This window comes from Candidatus Formimonas warabiya (assembly GCF_002777255.1).
Lineage (GTDB): Bacteria > Bacillota > Dehalobacteriia > Dehalobacteriales > Dehalobacteriaceae > Formimonas > Formimonas warabiya.
Genome location: NZ_CP017634.1, coordinates 1,085,366 through 1,105,276, shown reverse-complemented (window position 1 = coordinate 1,105,276; position 19,911 = coordinate 1,085,366). Strand labels below are relative to the sequence as shown.

Annotated in this window: 25 protein-coding genes; 15 read left to right on the top strand and 10 right to left on the bottom strand. The window is 41.1% G+C overall.

Translation table 11 applies throughout. From position 1 onward, the window contains the following. Window positions 1–9 precede the first annotated feature (9 nt). From DCMF_RS05240 to DCMF_RS05205, 10 genes are all read left to right on the top strand, one after another. A complete protein-coding gene (locus tag DCMF_RS05240) occupies window positions 10–1,347 on the top strand; it encodes a Tm-1-like ATP-binding domain-containing protein (RefSeq protein ID WP_148133448.1) in 1,338 nt (445 codons plus the stop codon). Window positions 1,348–1,361: 14 nt separating this feature from the next. Then, window positions 1,362–2,195 (top strand): phosphoenolpyruvate hydrolase family protein, encoded by an 834-nt coding sequence (locus tag DCMF_RS05235; RefSeq protein ID WP_214659109.1) that lies wholly within the window; start codon window positions 1,362–1,364, stop codon window positions 2,193–2,195. Window positions 2,196–3,013: 818 nt separating this feature from the next. Then, complete coding sequence (locus DCMF_RS05230) at window positions 3,014–3,196, top strand: hypothetical protein (protein WP_148133446.1); 183 nt, start codon at window positions 3,014–3,016, stop codon at window positions 3,194–3,196. 142 nt (window positions 3,197–3,338) lie between these two features. Next, window positions 3,339–3,611, top strand: a complete 273-nt coding sequence (locus DCMF_RS05225) for a hypothetical protein (protein WP_148133445.1) — start codon at window positions 3,339–3,341, stop codon at window positions 3,609–3,611. Between the two features lie 217 nt (window positions 3,612–3,828). Further along, entirely contained in the window at window positions 3,829–3,990 is a 162-nt protein-coding gene (locus tag DCMF_RS29090; RefSeq protein ID WP_214659108.1) for a hypothetical protein, read from the top strand. A 40-nt stretch (window positions 3,991–4,030) separates the two neighbouring features. Further along, on the top strand, window positions 4,031–4,192 hold the full coding sequence (locus tag DCMF_RS29085) for a hypothetical protein (RefSeq protein WP_214659107.1): 162 nt from the start codon (window positions 4,031–4,033) through the stop codon (window positions 4,190–4,192). 71 nt (window positions 4,193–4,263) lie between these two features. Continuing rightward, window positions 4,264–4,863 carry a hypothetical protein gene (locus DCMF_RS05220; RefSeq protein ID WP_148133444.1) on the top strand — a complete coding sequence of 200 codons (600 nt, stop codon included), beginning with the start codon at window positions 4,264–4,266 and terminating at the stop codon, window positions 4,861–4,863. After that, window positions 4,839–5,525, top strand: coding sequence for a hypothetical protein (locus DCMF_RS05215; RefSeq protein WP_148133443.1), 687 nt, complete (start codon window positions 4,839–4,841; stop codon window positions 5,523–5,525). The genes DCMF_RS05220 and DCMF_RS05215 overlap by 25 nt, the downstream gene beginning before the upstream one ends. Then, window positions 5,522–5,773: a hypothetical protein gene (locus tag DCMF_RS05210; protein WP_148133442.1), complete on the top strand. Its 252-nt coding sequence runs from the start codon at window positions 5,522–5,524 to the stop codon at window positions 5,771–5,773. Before DCMF_RS05215 ends, DCMF_RS05210 begins: the two co-directional genes overlap by 4 nt. A 47-nt stretch (window positions 5,774–5,820) precedes the next feature. Next, window positions 5,821–6,561 (top strand): zonular occludens toxin domain-containing protein, encoded by a 741-nt coding sequence (locus DCMF_RS05205; protein WP_214659106.1) that lies wholly within the window; start codon window positions 5,821–5,823, stop codon window positions 6,559–6,561. Here the strand turns inward: DCMF_RS05205 and DCMF_RS05200 are convergent. Next, entirely contained in the window at window positions 6,553–6,771 is a 219-nt protein-coding gene (locus DCMF_RS05200; protein WP_148133441.1) for a helix-turn-helix domain-containing protein, read from the bottom strand. The two genes, DCMF_RS05205 and DCMF_RS05200, sit on opposite strands and share 9 nt — an antisense overlap. Window positions 6,772–6,943: 172 nt before the next feature. On the opposite strand from DCMF_RS05200, the gene DCMF_RS05195 reads away from it, so the two are divergent. From DCMF_RS05195 to DCMF_RS05180, 4 genes are all read left to right on the top strand, one after another. Continuing rightward, entirely contained in the window at window positions 6,944–7,264 is a 321-nt protein-coding gene (locus tag DCMF_RS05195) for a hypothetical protein (protein ID WP_148133440.1), read from the top strand. A 627-nt stretch (window positions 7,265–7,891) separates the two neighbouring features. Then, the gene (locus DCMF_RS05190) at window positions 7,892–8,923 is read left to right on the top strand and encodes a hypothetical protein (protein WP_148133439.1); all 1,032 of its coding nucleotides are present in this window, start codon (window positions 7,892–7,894) and stop codon (window positions 8,921–8,923) included. A 14-nt stretch (window positions 8,924–8,937) separates the two neighbouring features. After that, on the top strand, window positions 8,938–9,204 hold the full coding sequence (locus DCMF_RS05185) for a hypothetical protein (RefSeq protein WP_148133438.1): 267 nt from the start codon (window positions 8,938–8,940) through the stop codon (window positions 9,202–9,204). Window positions 9,205–9,370: 166 nt separating this feature from the next. Then, entirely contained in the window at window positions 9,371–9,580 is a 210-nt protein-coding gene (locus DCMF_RS05180; RefSeq protein WP_148133437.1) for a hypothetical protein, read from the top strand. A gap of 206 nt (window positions 9,581–9,786) precedes the next feature. Here the strand turns inward: DCMF_RS05180 and DCMF_RS05175 are convergent, their stop codons facing one another. Both DCMF_RS05175 and DCMF_RS05170 read right to left on the bottom strand, forming a co-directional pair. Next, a complete protein-coding gene (locus tag DCMF_RS05175) occupies window positions 9,787–10,206 on the bottom strand; it encodes a hypothetical protein (protein WP_148133436.1) in 420 nt (139 codons plus the stop codon). A gap of 86 nt (window positions 10,207–10,292) precedes the next feature. Continuing rightward, the gene (locus DCMF_RS05170; protein WP_148133435.1) at window positions 10,293–10,604 is read right to left on the bottom strand and encodes a LysM peptidoglycan-binding domain-containing protein; all 312 of its coding nucleotides are present in this window, start codon (window positions 10,602–10,604) and stop codon (window positions 10,293–10,295) included. Window positions 10,605–10,754: 150 nt separating this feature from the next. Here DCMF_RS05170 and lexA point away from each other — a divergent pair, with 150 nt between their 5' ends. Further along, a complete protein-coding gene (gene lexA / locus DCMF_RS05165) occupies window positions 10,755–11,375 on the top strand; it encodes a transcriptional repressor LexA (protein WP_148133434.1) in 621 nt (206 codons plus the stop codon). A gap of 29 nt (window positions 11,376–11,404) precedes the next feature. Here the strand turns inward: lexA and DCMF_RS05160 are convergent, their stop codons facing one another. From DCMF_RS05160 to DCMF_RS05130, 7 genes are all read right to left on the bottom strand, one after another. Beyond that, window positions 11,405–12,640, bottom strand: a complete 1,236-nt coding sequence (locus DCMF_RS05160; protein ID WP_214659105.1) for a methionine gamma-lyase family protein — start codon at window positions 12,638–12,640, stop codon at window positions 11,405–11,407. Between the two features lie 84 nt (window positions 12,641–12,724). Continuing rightward, window positions 12,725–13,684, bottom strand: a complete 960-nt coding sequence (locus DCMF_RS05155; protein ID WP_236860195.1) for an AAA family ATPase — start codon at window positions 13,682–13,684, stop codon at window positions 12,725–12,727. 132 nt (window positions 13,685–13,816) lie between these two features. Beyond that, window positions 13,817–14,053, bottom strand: a complete 237-nt coding sequence (gene hfq, locus DCMF_RS05150) for an RNA chaperone Hfq (protein WP_148133432.1) — start codon at window positions 14,051–14,053, stop codon at window positions 13,817–13,819. A 30-nt stretch (window positions 14,054–14,083) separates the two neighbouring features. After that, window positions 14,084–15,079, bottom strand: coding sequence for a tRNA (adenosine(37)-N6)-dimethylallyltransferase MiaA (gene miaA, locus DCMF_RS05145; RefSeq protein WP_236860194.1), 996 nt, complete (start codon window positions 15,077–15,079; stop codon window positions 14,084–14,086). Beyond that, window positions 15,076–16,854 (bottom strand): DNA mismatch repair endonuclease MutL, encoded by a 1,779-nt coding sequence (gene mutL / locus DCMF_RS05140; RefSeq protein WP_148133431.1) that lies wholly within the window; start codon window positions 16,852–16,854, stop codon window positions 15,076–15,078. The genes miaA and mutL overlap by 4 nt, the downstream gene beginning before the upstream one ends. 3 nt (window positions 16,855–16,857) lie before the next feature. Next, window positions 16,858–18,207 (bottom strand): histone deacetylase family protein, encoded by a 1,350-nt coding sequence (locus DCMF_RS05135; RefSeq protein ID WP_148133430.1) that lies wholly within the window; start codon window positions 18,205–18,207, stop codon window positions 16,858–16,860. A gap of 41 nt (window positions 18,208–18,248) precedes the next feature. Next, window positions 18,249–19,907 carry a hydantoinase/oxoprolinase family protein gene (locus tag DCMF_RS05130; RefSeq protein ID WP_148133429.1) on the bottom strand — a complete coding sequence of 553 codons (1,659 nt, stop codon included), beginning with the start codon at window positions 19,905–19,907 and terminating at the stop codon, window positions 18,249–18,251. Window positions 19,908–19,911 lie beyond the last annotated feature (4 nt).

The following is a 19,911-nucleotide window of genomic DNA, read 5'->3' as shown; positions in this document are numbered from 1 at the left end:
CGAGATAGAATGAAGGCTAAAATCCTTGTTGCAGGTATTCTTGACACGAAGGGAGAGGAAATCAAATATCTGGCACAGCAGGTGGCTGCTGCCGGCGGAGTACCTACTATTCTAGAACTGAGTGTGGGAAAAGAAGTTGGATGGGCTGATATCGGGTTGAGTGAAATCCTGTCCGGGATCGAAAAAAAGCCGGAGGATGTTTATAAGGTAGATCGTTATCAGGCCTCAACTTGGGTGACTGAAGGGGCTATTAAGTATGTGAACAGATTGGTGAATCAGGGAGAAGTTGACGGAATTATCGTCTGTGGAGGCTCCATGGGCGCAAGCATTGGAACGGCTATTATGCAGAGTATGCCCATCGGTATCCCCAAACTTATGGTCACGACAATGACATCCGGTGATGTTCGTCCCTATGTTGGCACGAAAGACATTTGTATGATGTATCCGATTGCAGAAGCAGGGATTAATACTTTAACCAAGAGGATCTTAACCAATGCTGCGGGTGCCATTGTCGGAATGGCAAATTCACCTAAAATTGATACTCAAAATGATAAACCAATGATAGGCTGTATGATGTTTGGTGTGACGACGCCCTGTGTATTGCGGGCATCCAAGTTCATGGAGGAACAAGGCTACGAGGTGATGGTTAATCATGCCATAGGCTCGGGCGGCATGTCCATGGAGCAATTGATTGATGACGGTTTTATTAAGGGGATCCTGGACATTACCACACATGAAATTGCCGACGAAATGCTAGGTGGTGTCTTAAGTGCAGGGCCTAACAGGTTAACGGCTGCCAGCCGAAAAGGCATCCCGCAGGTCATTGCTCCCGGAGGGCTAGACCTGATTAATTTTGGGCCTAAGAATACGATACCTGAGCATTATATGAACCAAATACACCTTCCAGGCCGTTCTATTTATGAACATAATCCAAACGTAACATGTATTGGCATTCTTCCGGAAGAAGCGTATCGTATTGCCGAGAATATGGCCAAGAAATTAAACGAAGCTACAGGACCTGCGGTTATCTGTGTACCCATGCGCGGGTGGGGTGCCTGCGATCTGAAGATACCTGATAAAAATCTTGGTTGGGCAGGCCCGAGTGCAGGACCAACCTGGATAGCCGATCCGGATAAGCCCGAATGGTCATTAAGAAGCAAGCGCTTTATTGATGGCCTGAAGGATTATCTAAATCTGGATAAGCCAAATATTGAATTATTAATCGTCGATAAACATATGAATGAACCGGAATTTTCCGATCTGATGTCAGGGATTTTATCCGATATGTTGAATGGCAAATGGGAAAAGAATTCCCGCAGCGATTTGGCATATGTTCAATCTGTGTGATTGGGGGTACGGTGATGGCACAAAGATACTCTCGTGAACAGATTATGGAGAGGTTGCACGGACAAATAAAATCCGGCAAACCCCTAATTATGTTCGGCGCAGGCAGTGGGCTTACAGCAAAATGTGCAGAGAAGGGCGGAGCGGATCTTATTGGTGTGTACTCCACAGCAATATATCGAATGCGCGGCATACCCTCCTTAATGGCTTGGTTACCGTACAGCAATGCTAATGAGCATCTGCTCAACATGTCTAAGGAGATTCTTCCAACCGTTAAAAGTACCCCTTGTATTGCGGGAATTGGCGCACATGATCCTGCTTTGGACATGGATTCGTTTCTTGATCATGTCGTTCAAATGGGTTTTTCAGGCGTGACAAATGAACCCTTTGTTGGGTTGTATGGAGAATACTTTGCCAATCAGTTGGAACGTGCAGGGCTGGGTTTTTCAACTGAAGTTGAATTAATTCGACGCGCCAGAGCCAAAAACATCTTTACCATTGCCTGGGTAATGTCTCCACAAGAGGCTTGTACAATGGCAAAGGCTGGGGCTGACATTCTAGGAGCTATGATCGGTGTGACTACCGGTGGAATGTCGGGGGAGTCTGAAGTAATCTCACTGGAGAAAGCAACTAAGGATGTGCAAGAGATGATCAAGGCTGCAAAAGGTGTGAATCCCGATATCAATGTCTTAACCCATGGCGGTCCTTTCTGCGATGTTGAAACTGCTCAGTATTCAATCAAGTATTCCAGTGCGGTGGGCTACGCATCTGGCTCAAGTGGCGAAAGAATCCCGACTGAAGAAGCAATTGTAAAAATCACACAACAATATAAAGCAATGAAGCTAAGTTAAATTAGCTGTTCTCATTTCAAGTAGAATAGGGTGATTAACTCCTTTCTCTCCAGTCTAGTAACAGTAAGGAGTTTCACCCTATTTTTTAATGGAAGGAAGTTTTTCATGCTCTGCCCCTTGTTATTTTACCCTTGGGTGCCAGTGTTTTTTGGCAACAGGGTATACTGCATCAGTTGATAGTTTTAAGAAAAGATATAAGGCAGGTTTAGAATAAATTATATTAAAATTATCTAGTTTACATAACTAGATAATTTAAAAATTTGGGAGGGAAGAATGACCTGAAAAATAGGTGGGCATTATGGTCTATGTTGATTGACTGTTGTTCCGCCAAAAAAGGAGAATAAAACCTGATTAACAAATATGAGCAAGAACTTTTTGATTTCTCATGATATATGCCAATATAAGCACACAATAATCAACATAATGAGTTGGGTTTTAAAGTGCATTGTAAGGACCCTAGATATCTTTGCGAGGTGGAAAATACCTTACCACGTCATTATAACGGCCTACAGGGCAAATTAGAGCGTCGTAGTTTATCGTATTATTTGATCCTCGCATCGGTAAAATGAACTGAACCTTGCGTATTTCGACATGGATTAATGCTGAAGGTCAAATAAAGATCGGGGTAACTCATGAGGGAATTAGCAGATGTTTTAAAGGAATTACAATTGACCGAAATACTCTGAGGAGCGGGTCCAGAAGACTCCTCCCAAGCATCAAAAAACTTTCTAGTTTACATAATTATTATTCATAGAATTTAGTACACTTACGAAACTAAAAAGTGGTAAAATTGAGGCAAAAAACTAGGGGGAATTTGCATGAAAACTTTATATCAAGTGATTATGGAAATTAGGAGTAGCGGAAAACTGGTTGTTATGAATTCTTTCGACCGGCCCAAATTGGCTATAAACAGTTTAGAGTTTTATAAAGTTCATTTGGTGGATTTGATCCAGGATGAAATAATAAAACTCTATTTAGATACAAAAACCATGGAAGGGTAGGGGGTGGCATGAAAATATTTTATCGTACACCGTGTGCCTGTTGTGGAAGGAAAATAGTCTTTGGTTTTGCTTTAGTTCGGGACAATAAAATGATTTGCCTGGACTGTTTTGAAGAAAAAACATTTTAAAAAGGAGGGTAATAATGAAACCTAAGGGTTCTATTACTGCGGAATTTCACGAACTGAAGAAAGGTATTGCAAAGGGTTCTGGTAACGAATACCGGGTGTTGGTTCTTCGAAACCCGGAAGATTTCGAAAAGTATGAGATTTTTTTGACCAGTGATGTAGCTTTGCCGGAAGGGTTAAAGTCGGGTGACTTTATTGATTTGGCCCTTGCTTTTGAGAATTGGCAGGGTAAAAGCTCCATAAAAGTCAAGTCGGTTTCTTTGGTCCCAAAGGTTGAAAAGAAATTTTAAGGTAGGTTTTTGCTATGCCACAAGAAGTAATACTGAGCGGTGATGCCTTAGAAAAAATCATTTACATAGCTGATAAAGTAGACTCTTTGGTGTCTACCGTTACGGAAATTCATGTATTGCTTTATTTTTTGGTTGTGATTGGATCGGCAGTTCTTATAGTCTGGTTTTTCCTTTTGCGGCCAATTTGGAAAATGTTTATGTGAGAGGAGGGAAAGCAATGTTTACATTAGGTACTGCGATTGTAACGGCTGAACAGTTAGCACCTATTACCACCGCTGTAACTGAAAACCTTGGTGTATTACTGCCGGTTGGTGTTGGTCTGATGGCCATTATGATCGGTGTGGCCCTTATTCCCCGCATTATTTACAAGTTCTTCTAAAAACCGGCTTTTAGGCTGGATTGGAAGGGGGTGAAATTAATTGGATCCTGTTGGCGGCGCATTGTTAACTTCTGCTCAATTAGCACCTATTACGGCGGCATTAACCGATAATTTAGCCGTATTGTTGCCCATCGGTGTAGGCCTTATGGCTATTATGATCGGTGTTGCATTGATTCCCCGTATTGTGTATAAATTCTTTTAACGGTTTTTTCCGGGGTGGCCTGGGGCTGATGCCCTGGGCCTTAAAAATTTAGAAAGGATGGAGATTTATGTATGAAAAAATACCTGAAGGTATTCTTGTTTTCTTTGGTGTTGTTGCTTTCGTTATTTTCATCTGCCTTTGCTTATCCTGAGGAATGGGATGATTACTTTAGTTCTGTACCTGAAGGTTCTAAACCATCTTCAGCGCAATTGGAAAGTTTTTATAGTCAATTAAATGGGGATTATGTCTATTTTATTTGGGACCAGCATACTTGGTGGCAACTTATAGGCAATGATGTTAGTTGTACGTTGTATAGGAGTGGTAGTTCGTATTATCTCCATACTGCAGATGAGCAGTCATATTTAAGAATGAGTCGTTCAGGGTCCATAGCTACTGAGTCTCATGGTGCTTTATTATGTACCACTTCATATCTAATGACAATTGATGAACTGGACCCTCAGGGGACCCCGGGGGAGGGGGAGAACCCGGGGGAGGATCCGAACCCCCCGATTACGAATCCATATGGTCTGGAATTGTCGGATTTGTTACCGACACTATTGGCGACTTGCTCGGTGATTTTGCCGAAAGCGTTATTAATCCTGGCCTTAATGCTATCGGTAGCCTTATTCAGTCGGCGCTTTCGGGGTTGGGTGATGCGTTTACTGCATTAGGCAATGGCATTACAAATGTCCGTACCACTTTAACTAATATCTCTAATTCAATTAATACCTGGATAATTAATGCCGTTGCATCTTTGGCTATTCATATTATTGATGTTTTTGATCGCATTGGAGAATTTAAAGAGGATGTTTCCGGTTGGTTCGGTGACGTTATAGATACTTTAGTAAGCTATCTTTTTGCTATAAAAGATAACATTATAGGCATGAAAGACAGTCTTTTACTTAAATTATCTGATGTTTGGACGTCGCTTGAAAATGGTTTTGCAAATTTGGCTAATGGTATAACAAATGTGATTTCGTATCTTAATCCATATTCTGAGAATTTTTTTGTTGCTATTGCTTTTGTTCCTGCTGATGGTTGGTTTGATGATCAATTGGGATCTATTATGGATGCTTTTTCAGTTAAATTTCCTGCTGTTTCTGAAATAGAATCTAGTTTTTCCGATTTATCAGATAGCTTAACTGATCAATCAGATTGGCAGGGAATAACTATTAATTGGCATGGATCTACAGTTACAGTTGTTGATCCTACTTTTGTAAATTATATTGCTCCTAAGATTAGGTTCTGGCTTGGAGGATTTTTGATCTTGTTATTTGGAGCCTACTCGATCCGTAAAATAAGTGCCATGATAGCAGGGCAGGGGGGGTTATGATGGTTACTGAGGCAGTACTGGGTTTTTTGTTTTCGTTTGTACGGAGCATGGTTGATATGTTGCCGGTATTTGATTTTCATTTGTCTACACCTCTAACTGGTTTAATTGAGGTTTTTCAGGCAGTATCCTACTTTATGCCTATGAATGTATTGGGTCTTTGTCTTGGTGGTTGGGTAGTTTTGTCCATGAGCGATTCCATATATCAAGTTGTGATGTGGATTGTTAGAAAGGTTCCTGGTATTTCATGATTTTGAGCCCTCCCACAGGGTCCCAGGGGGGCCTGGGAGGGCTCAAAATGAAATTGGCATATAAACATAAGGGGGTATTTATAATGACTAAAAAACATGATTTTGAAAGAAATAGTTTTTTTATGAAACTATTTCTATTTCTTTTATGGGTATATAGGGATTGGCGGTACGTACTCAAAAATGGTAGGAAATTTAATGAATTTGGTGTCACGATTTTTTGTGGTCGTCAGGGTGCCGGTAAAAGTACTTCTTTGGTTTGGTATCTCGAAAGTATGAGAAAAAAATTTCCAAAATGCAAAATACTAACTAACTTTGGATATGACAAAGAAGATGAGCCATTTGTCGATTGGAAACAATTCTTTGAAATTCGTAATGGTGAAGATGGCGTCATTTTCGCAATTGATGAAATACAAAACGAATATGATTCCACAAAATGGAATAACTTTCCGGAAGCTCTTTTACGTGAGATTACTCAGCAACGAAAACAAAGGGTAAAGATTGTTACCACTTCCCAGGCATTTACCAGGGTTGTAAAACAGATAAGGGAGCAATGTTTTCAGGTAGTAGAATGTCGTTGCTTGCTGGGCAGGTGGGTTTTTCTTCGGGCTTTCGATGCCTACGATTATAATGCGGTAATTGATAACCCAGATAAAAAAATGCGCCTTCGGCGTGAATGGCGCAAAAATTACATTATGGATGATTATTTAAGGGGTTTATTTGATTCATATAAAAAGATTGACAGAATGAAAAATACAGAATATTTGCCAAGGGAAAATAGGTTACTTTGACGGGTTTTCGTCTTTTGTAAATTCAAGTATTTCTCCTATGTTTACGTTTAGGTAATTACATAATTTGTTAAGTGTGTTTATGTTTATTTGTTGTACACGGTCGTAATAAAGTTCACTTACTGTGTTTCTCGCAAGTCCTGTTCCTTTCACAACGTCTGATATTTTTAGTCTTTTTGTTCCCATTATTGCTGATAGTTTGTTAATAATCATTCTTAATACCTCCAACTTAATTATTTTGATCAATTCTATGATCATTATATTATCAGTGTTGATAAAAAAAGTCAAGATTTTTTAAAGTAGTTATTTACAATATAGTCAAGGTGTGATACAATATAGTTAAAGAAGTGAGTAAAATAATTAAAGAAAGGTTGGTGCTGTTAAAATGATGGTTAAACGTGATATTTTTTATTTGTATCCAAATACCATTAGTCTTGCTCGGTATCGTATTTTGGTTCGTATTGAAGAAGAGATTCTTGATAGTGTTTTTGGCAAACATAAATGTTTTATTTTTGATAGTTTTAATCTTGGCCTTCTTTGTGGTTTAAGAAATGCTCTTAACGCTATAGATGATTTTTCTGATTCTAGGGAATATCGTGTTGTTAGCCAGATGATTTATTGTATTAACCATGAGCATTACGATTTAGTTTGGTGGCTTTTGTCTGATTTTGTGCCGGGTTATGATCCATCGAAAGGGGGGTGTTAAATTTGGATATTAATTGTAGTAGCTGTATGTATGCTGATGATTGTGATTTAAAAAATATTCTAAATGTTTGTGATAATTATAATAGTGAGTATTATTGGGGTCCCAATTGGGAGGAAAAGACTTGCCAAGTACATAAAAGCAGCGGATGTCAAGAATGTCCTGATCGTGATGTGTGCATAAGCAAAAAGTAACCTTTTTATATTTTATTGGGTGTTCTGGTTGCTTGAATTGTTCATGATTTTGACACAATTTAAGCAACCAGAACTATGCATGCAGCAAGCAATAATTATTGCAATTTGTTTATCCTTTTTGTCTGGCTGGGGGCTGGGCAGGGGATTCCCCTTTCCTTTTTGGTGATGATCGTTCTTGTTGTTCTGCGGAATGTGCATTTTATTTGATTTGAATCCTATAATCTCGGTCAAATAAATAGTTGCCAGATAAGTAGGCCGATTAGACTTGTACTGTATATATGACCATCGAAGCGGGATGCCGAAGGGGCATATAGTACATTAACTGTTAGGATCTCAATATCTATGCTTTGCTGGTAGTCTGTTGGGCAGTATGGTTTTGGTGCGAGTGATTTTTATATTAGCTGCAGTTAATATGATATTAACGGGGGAGTTTAAAATGAGCTTTTTAGAATATCAAAAAAATGATCCGCCAGTATCTAACAAGGCGGATTTCGTGTCATATATTACATCGGGACCAAAATGTTTAAATGATCTTGAGACAAATTTTTCTTCTTCTGAAGCTAAAAATACGGACTTTGCTTCTCCTATTTTTTCTATTTCTGTTGATATGGTCCGCTTACGTTCAAGAGTTCATTTTGAATGGTTTCAGAGGTGGGCGAATGATTTTTTAGGTTGTGATGCTTTACTTCAGGATTTTAAGAGGGGGGAAAAATTTGAAGATATTTTAAAGCGCAATGATTATGAGGTGCAAAAATATTGGACAAGTACTAAATTAAATGTATGTCGTCATAATTGGGTTATTGCTGAGAACTTGGTTTTTGGAGGATCTGAGTCTTATTATTTAGGTTTTTCTCCAAATAGTATTTCCCGGCCAGAGATAAAGCAATGGTTATATATAGAATATAATCCTAATAAAATACCTATTGATGGGTTTCTAAAAAAGATTCTTGAAACCTTTTTTGCTAAAAATACCGTTGAATTGGTGTCTGCGGATGTAGCTTGGGATATAGCAGAACATATTAATAATTTACTTATAGATAAGGGAAAACTTCATACGTATAAATATTTTAGTTTTGGTAAAGATGATGTAACACATTATTTTGGGGTTGGATATGGGCGTATTAAAGTATATAATAAGGCTAAAGAGCGGAAACTAGATGATTGGATTAAGTGGACAAGGGTGGAGATTTCTTTGGAAATAAAAAGGCGTTTAGATGATTTAGAAACATATAAGAGTCGTGAAACAATTCCGGAATTATTTGTGTATGGTGAAACTGATGATCCTGTTTTAAGATGTCTTGTAATGGGTGTAAAAAGTGGATTTCCTATAAATGAATTGACTCGTGCCTATCGTTCAAAGGTTAAAAGTGCATTGGCCGGAACATTGATTGATATTAATAATAATCAAATAGATAATACTGTTAAGAAATATGTGAAATCCTATAAAGTATTGTTAAATTTTAAATAATTTATAAAGGGGTAATGATGATGGAAAAAATTTTACAACAAATTTTGACAGAATTAAAGAATCTTTCTGAGGATATAAATGGTATAAAGCCTAAAGTAGATGAATTATATGGCTTGAAATCAAAGATTGAAGAGAGTCATGAATGGTTATCTGCTTTGCATCATAATAGCCAGGTACATAAGGCAGAAATGGATCAGGTACAACATAAGATTGCTGTAATAGAAGGTGCATTAATCGGCGCTGCTAATAGTCTTTTAGAACCTTTAAAAAAGGCTCAATAAATAATAAGTTAAATGAAAAAATTATTTAGACATATATTGACATTTTAATTTAGTAAGTGTACGATATTGTTAAAGTATTGGGAAAGGGTGGGTAATTTAGTACATTTTAATAACTTCCGGTAATGATAATTGTATGCTAGGATATACCTTGTTGGAGGTGTATCCTGTGAAAAGAGGTATTGTTGGTCGTCCACCTGTTGAATTAACTTATAATCAAATTATGGAAAGTCATAAAATTTATTCGGAAACTAGGTCCTCTAGATTAGCATGCAAGTATATTAAAGATAATTATGGTTTGGTTGTTAGTCATACTTTGTTATTTAGGCGTTACGATAAAATGGGTTTGCCTCGTATCAAGTATGATTGGAAAATTTAATCCTAGTTTACATAATTATTATTATCGGAAGTTGTATTTAATTAGGGTTAACAGGATCATAGCCTTGTTGTATTCTTTTTTCATTTATATAAAAATTGAACATACATTATGAAAAAAATAATGACCACAGAAATGCTCTGTAGCCATTTATTTTATATTTTAGATGTTTAACCGAATTGTTATCAAATTATTTAGAATGAATGCTTCTATAATTGATTATTGGACTGGCTGATAAAAAACTTTTTTATCAGCTTAATGTCTGTGTCATGTTCTTCAACCTTTGAAATCACATCATTTAACTTTATTTCTTGTTCCGTATTATGAGCAACCTGGGCTGAAATCGTATCAAGCTTCTTGCTGACATTTTCAAAACCTAATCTTAATTCAGTTTGTAGATTTTGTTGCCCTTCTTCCAGGTTTCGCTGACCCAATTCCAGATTTTGTTGCCCTTCTTCCAGGTTTCGCTGACCCAATTCCAGGTTCCGTTGTCTTTCTTCCAGGCTTCGTTGACCCTGTTCCAGATTCCACTGTCCTTGCTCGAAGTTCCGCTGCCCTTCTTCAATGCCGCTGACTTTATTATTTAACAATTGGAGTTCTGCTAATATCTTATTTAAAGTTTCTTCCACAATAATTTCCTCCCCGACTAAAAAATAGTCTGCATTTTCATTATAGCTGTATAAGACCTGAATCTCAATTAATTTATTTAGGACTATTAGTATTGCGGAAGTTTAATAATTTGACCTGGAACTAGATTTGCACTGGGTAAATCATTCATCTTTTTTACTTCATAAATAATCCTCCGTATATCATCCTTGCCTGTATAATGCTTTTCTGTTAGGTCCCATAAAGAATCTCCGCTTTTGACGATTACTTCGATATATGCGGTTTTTCCACTTGCGCTGTAAAAATTAGCTGCGGCTACTTTTAGTCCTAGGCTGAGACATCCTGCACATACAAAGAGAAACAATCCTGCTGTCAACAACTTATTTAAGTTTAATCGATATTTTTTGTGTTTTATTCTCATTAATTATCCCCTCCGAACGAATGTTCTGGATTTATTGTAACCGAACTAATGTACGGTGTCAATAATTAATTCGAACAAATGTTTGATATATCAAAAATATCATGTTATAATCAAAGGAGATAATTTCATGTTTTTGGGAGGTGTTAAAATTTGTATGAAGATTTGTCTTCGCGCCAAATAGATATTTTAGAGTATATTAAGAAAGAGTTAAAAAAGAAAGGCTATCCCCCATCAGTACGGGAAATTGGTGAAGCTGTCGGCTTAAGCTCAAGTTCAACTGTCCATGGTCACTTGAATGTTTTAGAGCAAAAGGGATACCTGAGACGGGACCCTACTAAACCCCGGGCTATTGAAATCACCGATGGATCAGGGAATGTGAATATATTAAAAGAAATGATCAATGTGCCGATCCTGGGAAAAATTACAGCCGGGCAGCCTATTCTGGCGATGGAAAATATTGAGGACAATTTTCCCGTTCCCCTTGATTTTATTCAAGCCAATAATGATCTCTTTATGCTAAATGTTTCCGGGGACAGTATGGTTGAGGCGGGAATTCTAGATGGGGATTATGTCATTATCGAAAAGGTGACTTATGCACGGAATGGGGATATTGTAGCGGCTCTTTTGGATGAGGAGGCTACGGTAAAAAGGTTTTTTAAAGAGAATGGATATATTCGATTACAGCCGGAAAATCGCTTTATGGAACCTATTATTGTGGAGGATGCAAAAATATTAGGCCGGGTTGTGGGATTGTTCCGGAAAATGAAATAAAAGCGCCAGGAAGGCGCTTTATCTTTTCGCTATAATAATCCTCCTTCTAACATCTCCCGCATGGTCTCCGTTACCGCCAGCCTTACATGGTGACGGCTGGTACCTCCCTGCATGTAGACGATGAAGGGTTTCCTCATGGGAGCATCCGCACTTAACTCAATTGATGATCCTTGAACAAAAGCTCCCGCAGCCATGATTACCTGATCGTCATAACCGGGCATGTCCCATGGTTCCGGAGATACGTGAGAGTCAACAGGTGAGTAGCGTTGAATTCCCCGGCAAAAGGCAATAACCCTTTCCCTTTTTTTCAGCTTGATCGCTTGGATAATATCGGTGCGCATACCAGATGGCTCCGGCAGTACCTCTAAGCCTAAGGCGGAACATAAAGCTGCAGCATATACTGCTCCGCTGAGAGCTTCTCCGACGATATGAGGGGCATAAAAAAGCCCTTGATAAAGCAAACGGTTATTCCCCAAACTGGGACCGATTTCTTTACCAATTCCCGGAGCAGTTAGCCTGGCCGCGGCCCGGGTTACCCAATCCCTTCTCCCTACAATATATCCTCCCCCGGGGGCGATCCCTCCCCCGGGATTTTTTATTAAGGAGCCGGCAATCAGATCTGCTCCCGCTTCTAGCGGTTCCCTTTCCTCCACAAACTCACCATAGCAGTTATCGACAAAAATGATTACTTTCGGCCATCGTTTTTTTACGGTTAAAGTAATTTTTTCAATTTCTTCTATGGTGAGGGAGGCTCTCCACTGATATCCTTTGGAGCGTTGGAGCGAAAGGATCCTGGTTGCCGGTGTAATCGTTTGAACCAAGGCATCGATATTTACGGTACCGTTTTCTTCTAGGGGAAACTCCCGGTATTTAACGCCTAGCTCCCGCAGTGTCCCAGGTTCCTTTTTTTCCGTGCCGATTACTTTATGTAAAGTATCATAAGGCCGCCCTACCGCTAATAATTCATCGCCAGGAAACAGGTTGCCGAAATAGCAGAGGGCAATAGCGTGGGTCCCTGAAATAATATGATGCCGGACCAAAGCCTCTTCCCCGCGGAAAATTTCTGCGTATATGTCTTCCAGGCCATCCCGCCCGATATCGTTATATCCATAGCCCGTGGAAGACTGCAGGTGCAAATCGGATACTTTTGCTCTGCGAAAAGCGGTCAATACTTTATTTAGGTTAAAACGGGTCCTTTCACTAATGCTCTTCTCACATTGCAATACCACATTGTCGGCGTATCGTTGACTAGAATCAAAGTCCATTGAACATATTTCCTCCATATCAAAATCTGTGTAACGGAATATCATCAAAAGTATAGCTTTTTTCTGGTTTTTTCGCAATCTTTATTAGTGTTCGTGGACTCTTCTGGAGGCGCTTAAAATATCGATAGTTTCCAGTGTCATCAAATCCTCCCGGGAAGTTCTGCTTTTTTCCATTAAACGTACCGCCTGCTGGCGCATGGCGGATTCCACAATATTTCGTACTAAACGGGCATTTCCGGAATGTTCATGTCCGGGTAATAATTGGGCCCGTAAAATCCTTTCCAAGGCTGCCTGAGATTCAGTAGTTAATTGGTACTGCCTGGCTTTAATCATTAAATTGGCGATTTCCATCAATTCTTCAATCCTATAATCGGGAAAATCGATATGGAGAGGAAACCGGGACCTTAGACCTGGGTTTGTGCGCAGAAACCAATCCATTTCGTCTTTATAACCGGCTAAAATTAAGATTAGATTGTCCCGATGGTCTTCCATGGCTTTGACAATCACGTCAATGGCCTCCTTGCCAAAATCCTTTTCTCCCCCACGGGCTAAAGAATAGGCTTCGTCAATAAAAAGGACACCTCCAATCGCTTTTTGCAGGTGGTCCCGGGTTTTCTGGGCGGTATGACCGATATATTCCCCCACCAGATCCGCCCTTTCCACTTCGACTAAATGGCCTTTTTGCAGCACCCCGATTTCTTTGAAAAGTTTGGCGACAATTCTTGCCACCGTGGTTTTCCCGGTTCCTGGATTCCCTTTAAAGACAGCATGCAAGACAGTTGGTTCTGTGGACAATTTTTCTTTTGCCCGGCGCCTTTGAATTTCGACAAATGCCTGGACCTCATAGATAACCTTTTTTACCTCGCGTAGCCCAATGAGATTGTCAAGCTCCTTAAATATTTCCCTTACTTTAGGATTATCCGGAGAAGATTCCGTTTCTTTCTCAACCTTTAGTAAACTTGTCTCTTCTTTTTTGTGATCGTGGGAAGATATGGTTTCAAATACTTTTCTCCCTCCTGGATTTAACCGCATTTTTATTTCCAAAGCTGTCACCTCGTTGAGAGAAGGGATATTAATATCATTATATTTTTTCTTCTGGCACAATGTGCACAAAAAGAAATAAAGCACAACAATGTTGTGCTTTAAGAGCCTTTGTCCTTTCGTGGACCGTTTGGGTTATTCCGGTTTTTCCATCATAATATTAACAGGTTTGGCAGGCATAATAGTGGAAATAGCATGTTTATACACCATTTGTTGTTTGCCTTCCACATCCATAACCACCGTAAAACTGTCAAAACCCCGGACAAATCCTTTTATTTGGAAACCATTTATTAAATAAATAGTAACGGCGGTATTGTCTTTCCTAACTTGATTTAGAAAAAAGTCTTGTAAATTAAAATTATTCTTTGTCATTAATTTCCCTCCAACATTTGGTATTTAATACTATTCTACAGGAATTCCCAGAGTCCTTCCGATATATTCAGTAATTTTTTCGGCACAAAGGGTTTTTTCCGAAAAATCAGTGATATGATACCATTTAATCCTCTCATCCCGTTTAAACCAGGTAAACTGTCTTTTCGCGAAACGCCTGGTATCTCTTTTTAGGAGACGAATGGCTTCCTCCTTGGTAAGAATTCCTGTTAAATACGCCGCCATCTGACGATATCCCAACCCTTGCATGGAATTTAGTCTGGGATGGTATCCCTTTTTCAGTAATTCACTCACCTCTTCTATGAGCCCCATTTTGATCATCTGGTCAACCCGATCGTTTATTTTAGGATAAAGCAGATCCCGTTCCAAATAAAGCCCGATCATCACAAAAGAATAGGGCGATGATTGATCAGGCCGGTGACTTCGAAGTTCCGTGATGGTTTTTCCGGTTTGATAAAATACTTCTATGGCTCTGATCATCCGGCGCACATCGTTAGGATGGATACGCTGGGCCGCTTCGGGATCAATCCGGCATAACTGATGATATAAGGATGCAGGCCCTGATCTCTCTGCTTCGTCTAAAAGAGTGATTCTAAAGTTTTTATCATGCTCCATTTCCATAAAATTATACGGGTCAATGACAGAATTAACGTAAAGACCGGTCCCCCCCACTAAAAGAGGAATTTTACCTTTCCCGTTAATTTCATGGATGGCTTTGCGGGCCAGATGCTGGAAATCTGCCGCACTAAAGTTGGCATCCGGGTCCATAATATCGATAAGATGATGGGGAATCTTTCTTCCCCTGGGGGAAATCATTTCTTTTTCCTGAACCTTGGCTGTGCCGATATCCATGCCCCGGTACACCTGCATGGAATCACCGGAAATAATTTCCCCGTTTATCTGATCGGCAATGCGTATCGAAATCTCAGTTTTACCCACAGCTGTAGGCCCAACAATGACGACAAGTTTTTCTCGTTCGATTCTATCACCCTCTTCCTGAACTATCAAGTGCGGAAAAACCTCCGTTTTATTTCAGCGTGGGTTAATTTGATTAAAACCGGCCTGCCATGGGGGCATGACAAGGGATTATCCACGGAATCCAAATGTTGCAATAAAAATCTGATGTCCGATTCTGTCAAATAACGGTTGGCCTTGACAGAACTTTTGCACGCTAAAGAAAATAATTTTTCTTCCATCAGCGTATCATTGGTAAAAAATTCTTTATCGTTACCTAGTTTTTCCAAAATATCCAATAATAATTCATGAGAATTTCCCTCCAGATGCCATCGGGGGACTCCCCGCAACAAAAAAGTATGGTCTCCAAAATGTTCTAAAACAAATCCCAGGTCGGTCAGATGAAGAATGTGCTCAATGAGCCAGCCCGCCTGTTGATGCGTCAGCTCAACGGGAATGGGAACAGCCAGTATGTTGGTAGCAGATGGCTGCTCTGAGAAAATCTTTTTAATTTTTTCATACCGAATCCTTTCATGGGCGGCATGCTGGTCGATGATGTATAGGCCCTCGTCTCCGGAGGCAATAATATAGGTTCCTTCCAGCTGCCCTAAAATCTTTAAAGACGAAAAAAAAGGCGCCGCTATTTCTTTGAACTCTTCAGGATATTTTTCAGAAGGAATTTCAGAAACTTTTGGTACCGCTGCCTCCTGATCCGCAAAGGAATAAGGATGATGAGCATCTTTTGTTTCTTCTATCAAGGTTATTTGATCGTACACCTGTTTTGGGGCTTCCGGCAACTTTTTATGGTTAACCGGTGGCGCGTAAATTTGGGGGATAGAGTTTGAGGGCACGGCGAAAACACTTTGTACGGATCTTAAAAGTGCTTCCTTGATAGGTGAAATGTCCTTAAATTTTATCTCCAATTTAGCCGGATGCACATTTACATCGAACAGCTCTGGGTCCAGCACAAGGTGGATCACTGCCACAGGGAATCTTTTGTCAGGAATTCGGGTATGATAGGCTTCTTCTAAGGAACTGGCCAATTCTTGACTTTTTACCCAGCGCCCGTTAATAAAGAAATTATAATAATGCCTGGAAGAACGCGTACTTTGGGGCAAAGTAACAAAGCCCGAGATACGGGGAAACCCCTCGTGGCTGATTTCTTTCATATTTCGGGCAATTTCACCCCCATAAACAGCATAAATAGCCTGAGCTAAGTCACTGTTTCCCGGTGATTTCAATATTACTTTTTTTTCATCCATTAATGCGAAGGATATGTCGGGACGGGACAGAGCCATCCGCCCTACTAAGTCGGAAATTTGGCCCAGCTCGGTAACGGGAGTCTTTAAAAACTTTTTCCGGGCCGGAGTATTATAGAAAAGTTGATCCACCGTGACCTCAGTACCCACAGGAGTACCTATTTCGCTTATTTCACCAGAGTGCCCGTCCTTGACTTGAATCATGTATCCGACCGAACTGTTCTGGAGGCGGGACGTAATCGCCAGCTTGGACACGGCGGCGATGGAAGGTAATGCCTCACCCCGGAACCCCAGGGTGTGCAGACAGTTCAAGTCCTGTACGGTTTCTATTTTACTGGTCGCATGACGTAAAATGGCGATATTCAAATCTCCCGGCGAGATGCCGCAGCCATTGTCGGAAACCTGAATCCTTTTCATGCCGCCTTCCCAGACGGTGATTTTTACCCGGGTGCTGCCGGCATCAATGGCGTTTTCAATCAGTTCTTTTACCACCGAAACGGGGCGTTCTACCACCTCACCGGCGGCAATCTGATTTGCGGTTAAGGGATCTAAAATTTTTATTTTTTTCATTTCCTATTCCTCAAAATAAATGATTTGGTGGTTATTGCCCCACACCATATGAAACTCCTGGCCCCCTATATCTTGTAAATAATAATGGGTATGGGTATTCTTATCAATCTCTTGGGAAAAGGCCTCCTGAGCCATTTTAGCGCATCTGGGGCAGCAATGAAATGGGACCTTGACGGCGAAAATATGATACTGGACACCATTGGGATGCCGGGCCCGGGAATCTACCTGGAGATAGCCGGAACATTCCGAACACCGGTAGACAATTTCTTTCTGGGTATCGGAAAAACCTTCCGTGTCGTAATAAATATTTCGTTGCCGGGAATAGAATCTGTCCGTCCCAAAAATTTTATCCAGATCCACCTTTTTCCGGTTTTTCCACAGGTCCATCAGTTGAGAAATCGTTCTTTTAATAGATCGCGTAGCATTTTCACTTTGGGTAAATTCCTCCAGCCCCGGTTCACGGACAAAAGAATAATCAAGGCCGGCCATTGCCAGCGTAATGGCGGTATTTACATAAGGTAAGGCGGTTTCCACCGCATAGCCTCCTTCTAACACGGCAATGTGGGGTTTCAGCTGTTCATTCAGACGGGCGTAACCGGCCGCAGTCATGCGCAAATTGGCTAAAGGATCGGTAAAATGGTTATCTTGCCCTGCCGAATTAATAATTAATTCCGGCTCAAAATCTTCCAAAATCGGCATGATTACATGATCCATGACCATTTGTACGCCCTGGTCGGTCGTCCCGGGCGGTAAAGGAATATTAATCGTGGATGCGAAGGCAGTAGGTCCGCCCAATTCATGAATAAAACCGGTTCCGGGATAAAGGGTTTGGGGATCCTGGTGAAAGGAGATGCAAAGAACATCAGGATCATGGTGAAAAATATCCTGGGTGCCGTCCCCGTGGTGCACATCGGTATCCACAATGGCAATTTTTTTCACGCCATATTTGCTTCTGATATAGTTGACCATAATTGCCTCATTATTGATATTGCAAAATCCCCTGTTTCCATGTACCACCCACATGGCATGGTGTCCGGGGGGACGGACTAAGACGAAACCGTTTTTGATTTCTTTTCCATAAAAGGCATCTGCCATCTTGAGGCAGCTTCCCACCGCCACTAAATGGGCATCTGTCACCTGTTCCCCGGCATTAGGCACACAGATATGGGTACGGTAGATCTGTTTCAGGTTGGTTGTGGCCGCACTTAATTCTCTAATTTGGGGAAGGTCCATGATCCCTTCCTCAAACAACTGATCCCGGGTATAGAGAAGTCTTTCCTGGCGCTCCGGATGGGTAGGAGAAATACTCCAATCAAAAGCGGGAAAGAAAATTAGACCTGTCGGTAGGGACACTTTCTTACTTCCTTTCCATCCATTCGTAAAAAAGCAGTTCGTTAATGGATTCTTGTCAGATCCGGACGAATTTGGACTTCTACATTGATGATGTATCCGGAACGATAATATCCTTGGAGAACACTGAAAGTTTCACAATTCACCAGTTCAATATCCGACTCCGATAGATGCAAAAAATACTTTTTCGCCCGTGCTACCAGCATTTCCTTGGCAATTTTCACGGCTTTCTTTTCGGATATTTCTTCATGGAATTCTTCCTGCCATCCTTCTTCCAATACCATAATATGATGCGCGACGGTATCGATATGGAGGTTTAGCGTTAATGAGGGTTTCGCGACGGCACATCCTAGGGCATTGGCTACCTGGTAAAAAGGAGGAATAGAGGGTTCCATATTTAAGAGTTTTGCTGTCTGTTGAGTAAGAATGGGAGCGGCGCCGCCAATGCCGACCAGGTTCCGGGGGAAAGAAACAGCTTTTTGGACAACCTGCCAGACCTGATAAGCAGGTTCATCCTGCCATTCCTGGATCATTTCACCAATCGCCCCGGCGATTTTATGGCACGCATAAGAGATCACCTCTTGGGAGAACAGCAGTACTTGATCCGGCTCAATACCTAGAACGCGCTCAAAAGCTGCTCTTGATAGCGCTATATGAGTTCCGGGAACATGATGCACAATATTCACTGCATCCGTTAAGGTAGGGTGATCGCCGCCGAAACAAGCCGCTTTCCCTTTCCTTTGCGTCCCCAAAAGGGGAAGGTTGTGGGATATTTCTACCGGGGAATCGCCGCCTAAAGGAACCGGTTTCACGGATAAAGATCTCACGTGGGTCAAAAAGCCGTTCACTCTAAGACCTTTTGAAGCCATAAGCGGGATCCCGGATAATGTCATGGCCAAGTCTGTGGTAGTCCCGCCCACATCCATAATTACTGATGATTGTTCAGGCGGAGTTAGCACACATGCGCCTAAGGTACTGGCTGCCGGCCCGGAAAAGACCGTAGCAGCCGGTTGATTGGCTGCAGCCTGTAAAGGAATTACTCCCCCATCCGCTTTCATAATAAACACGGGGCAGGAAACCTGGGCTTGCTGTAGGGCATTTTCCAATTGGGTGAGAAAAAGCCGGTAGGGCCTTTGGGTCGCTGCAGTTAGCCAGGTTGTGACACAGCGTCTGGGAAAATTCAATTGTCCGCTGATCTGATGTCCCAGCGTCAGTGTTAAGTCGGGAAAGCTTTTGCGCATCAGTTCTGCGGCTTGGATTTCCTGCCGGCCGTTTCGTCCGGAGAATTTCCCTACCAGTGCTACGTGGCGATATCCTGTTTGGTAAATTTCCTTCCCTTGAACAGCCAGATCTTTTTCATCAAGTGTTTCGATTTCCTGACCCCGGAAGTTTATTGCTCCTTTGAGAAAAAAAGTTGGCCCCGGCAGTTTTATGGTATGGGGATTGATACCGGGACCGGGTATAATTAATATGGCGACTTGATCGAAGAGGCTCTGTGCGACTATATTGGTCAACATGGTGGTGCTGATCACCAGTCGGTCCCACTGTTTGACGGGAACTTCCCGGGAAACCTGCCTAATGGTTTCGTTGATACACGTCATAATATTCGCTGTGGTGGCGGTTTTAAAAGAGGTAATCACTTTTCCTTGATGCACCAGAACGGTGTCTGTAAAAGTACCTCCCACGTCTATACCGATATTCATTGAT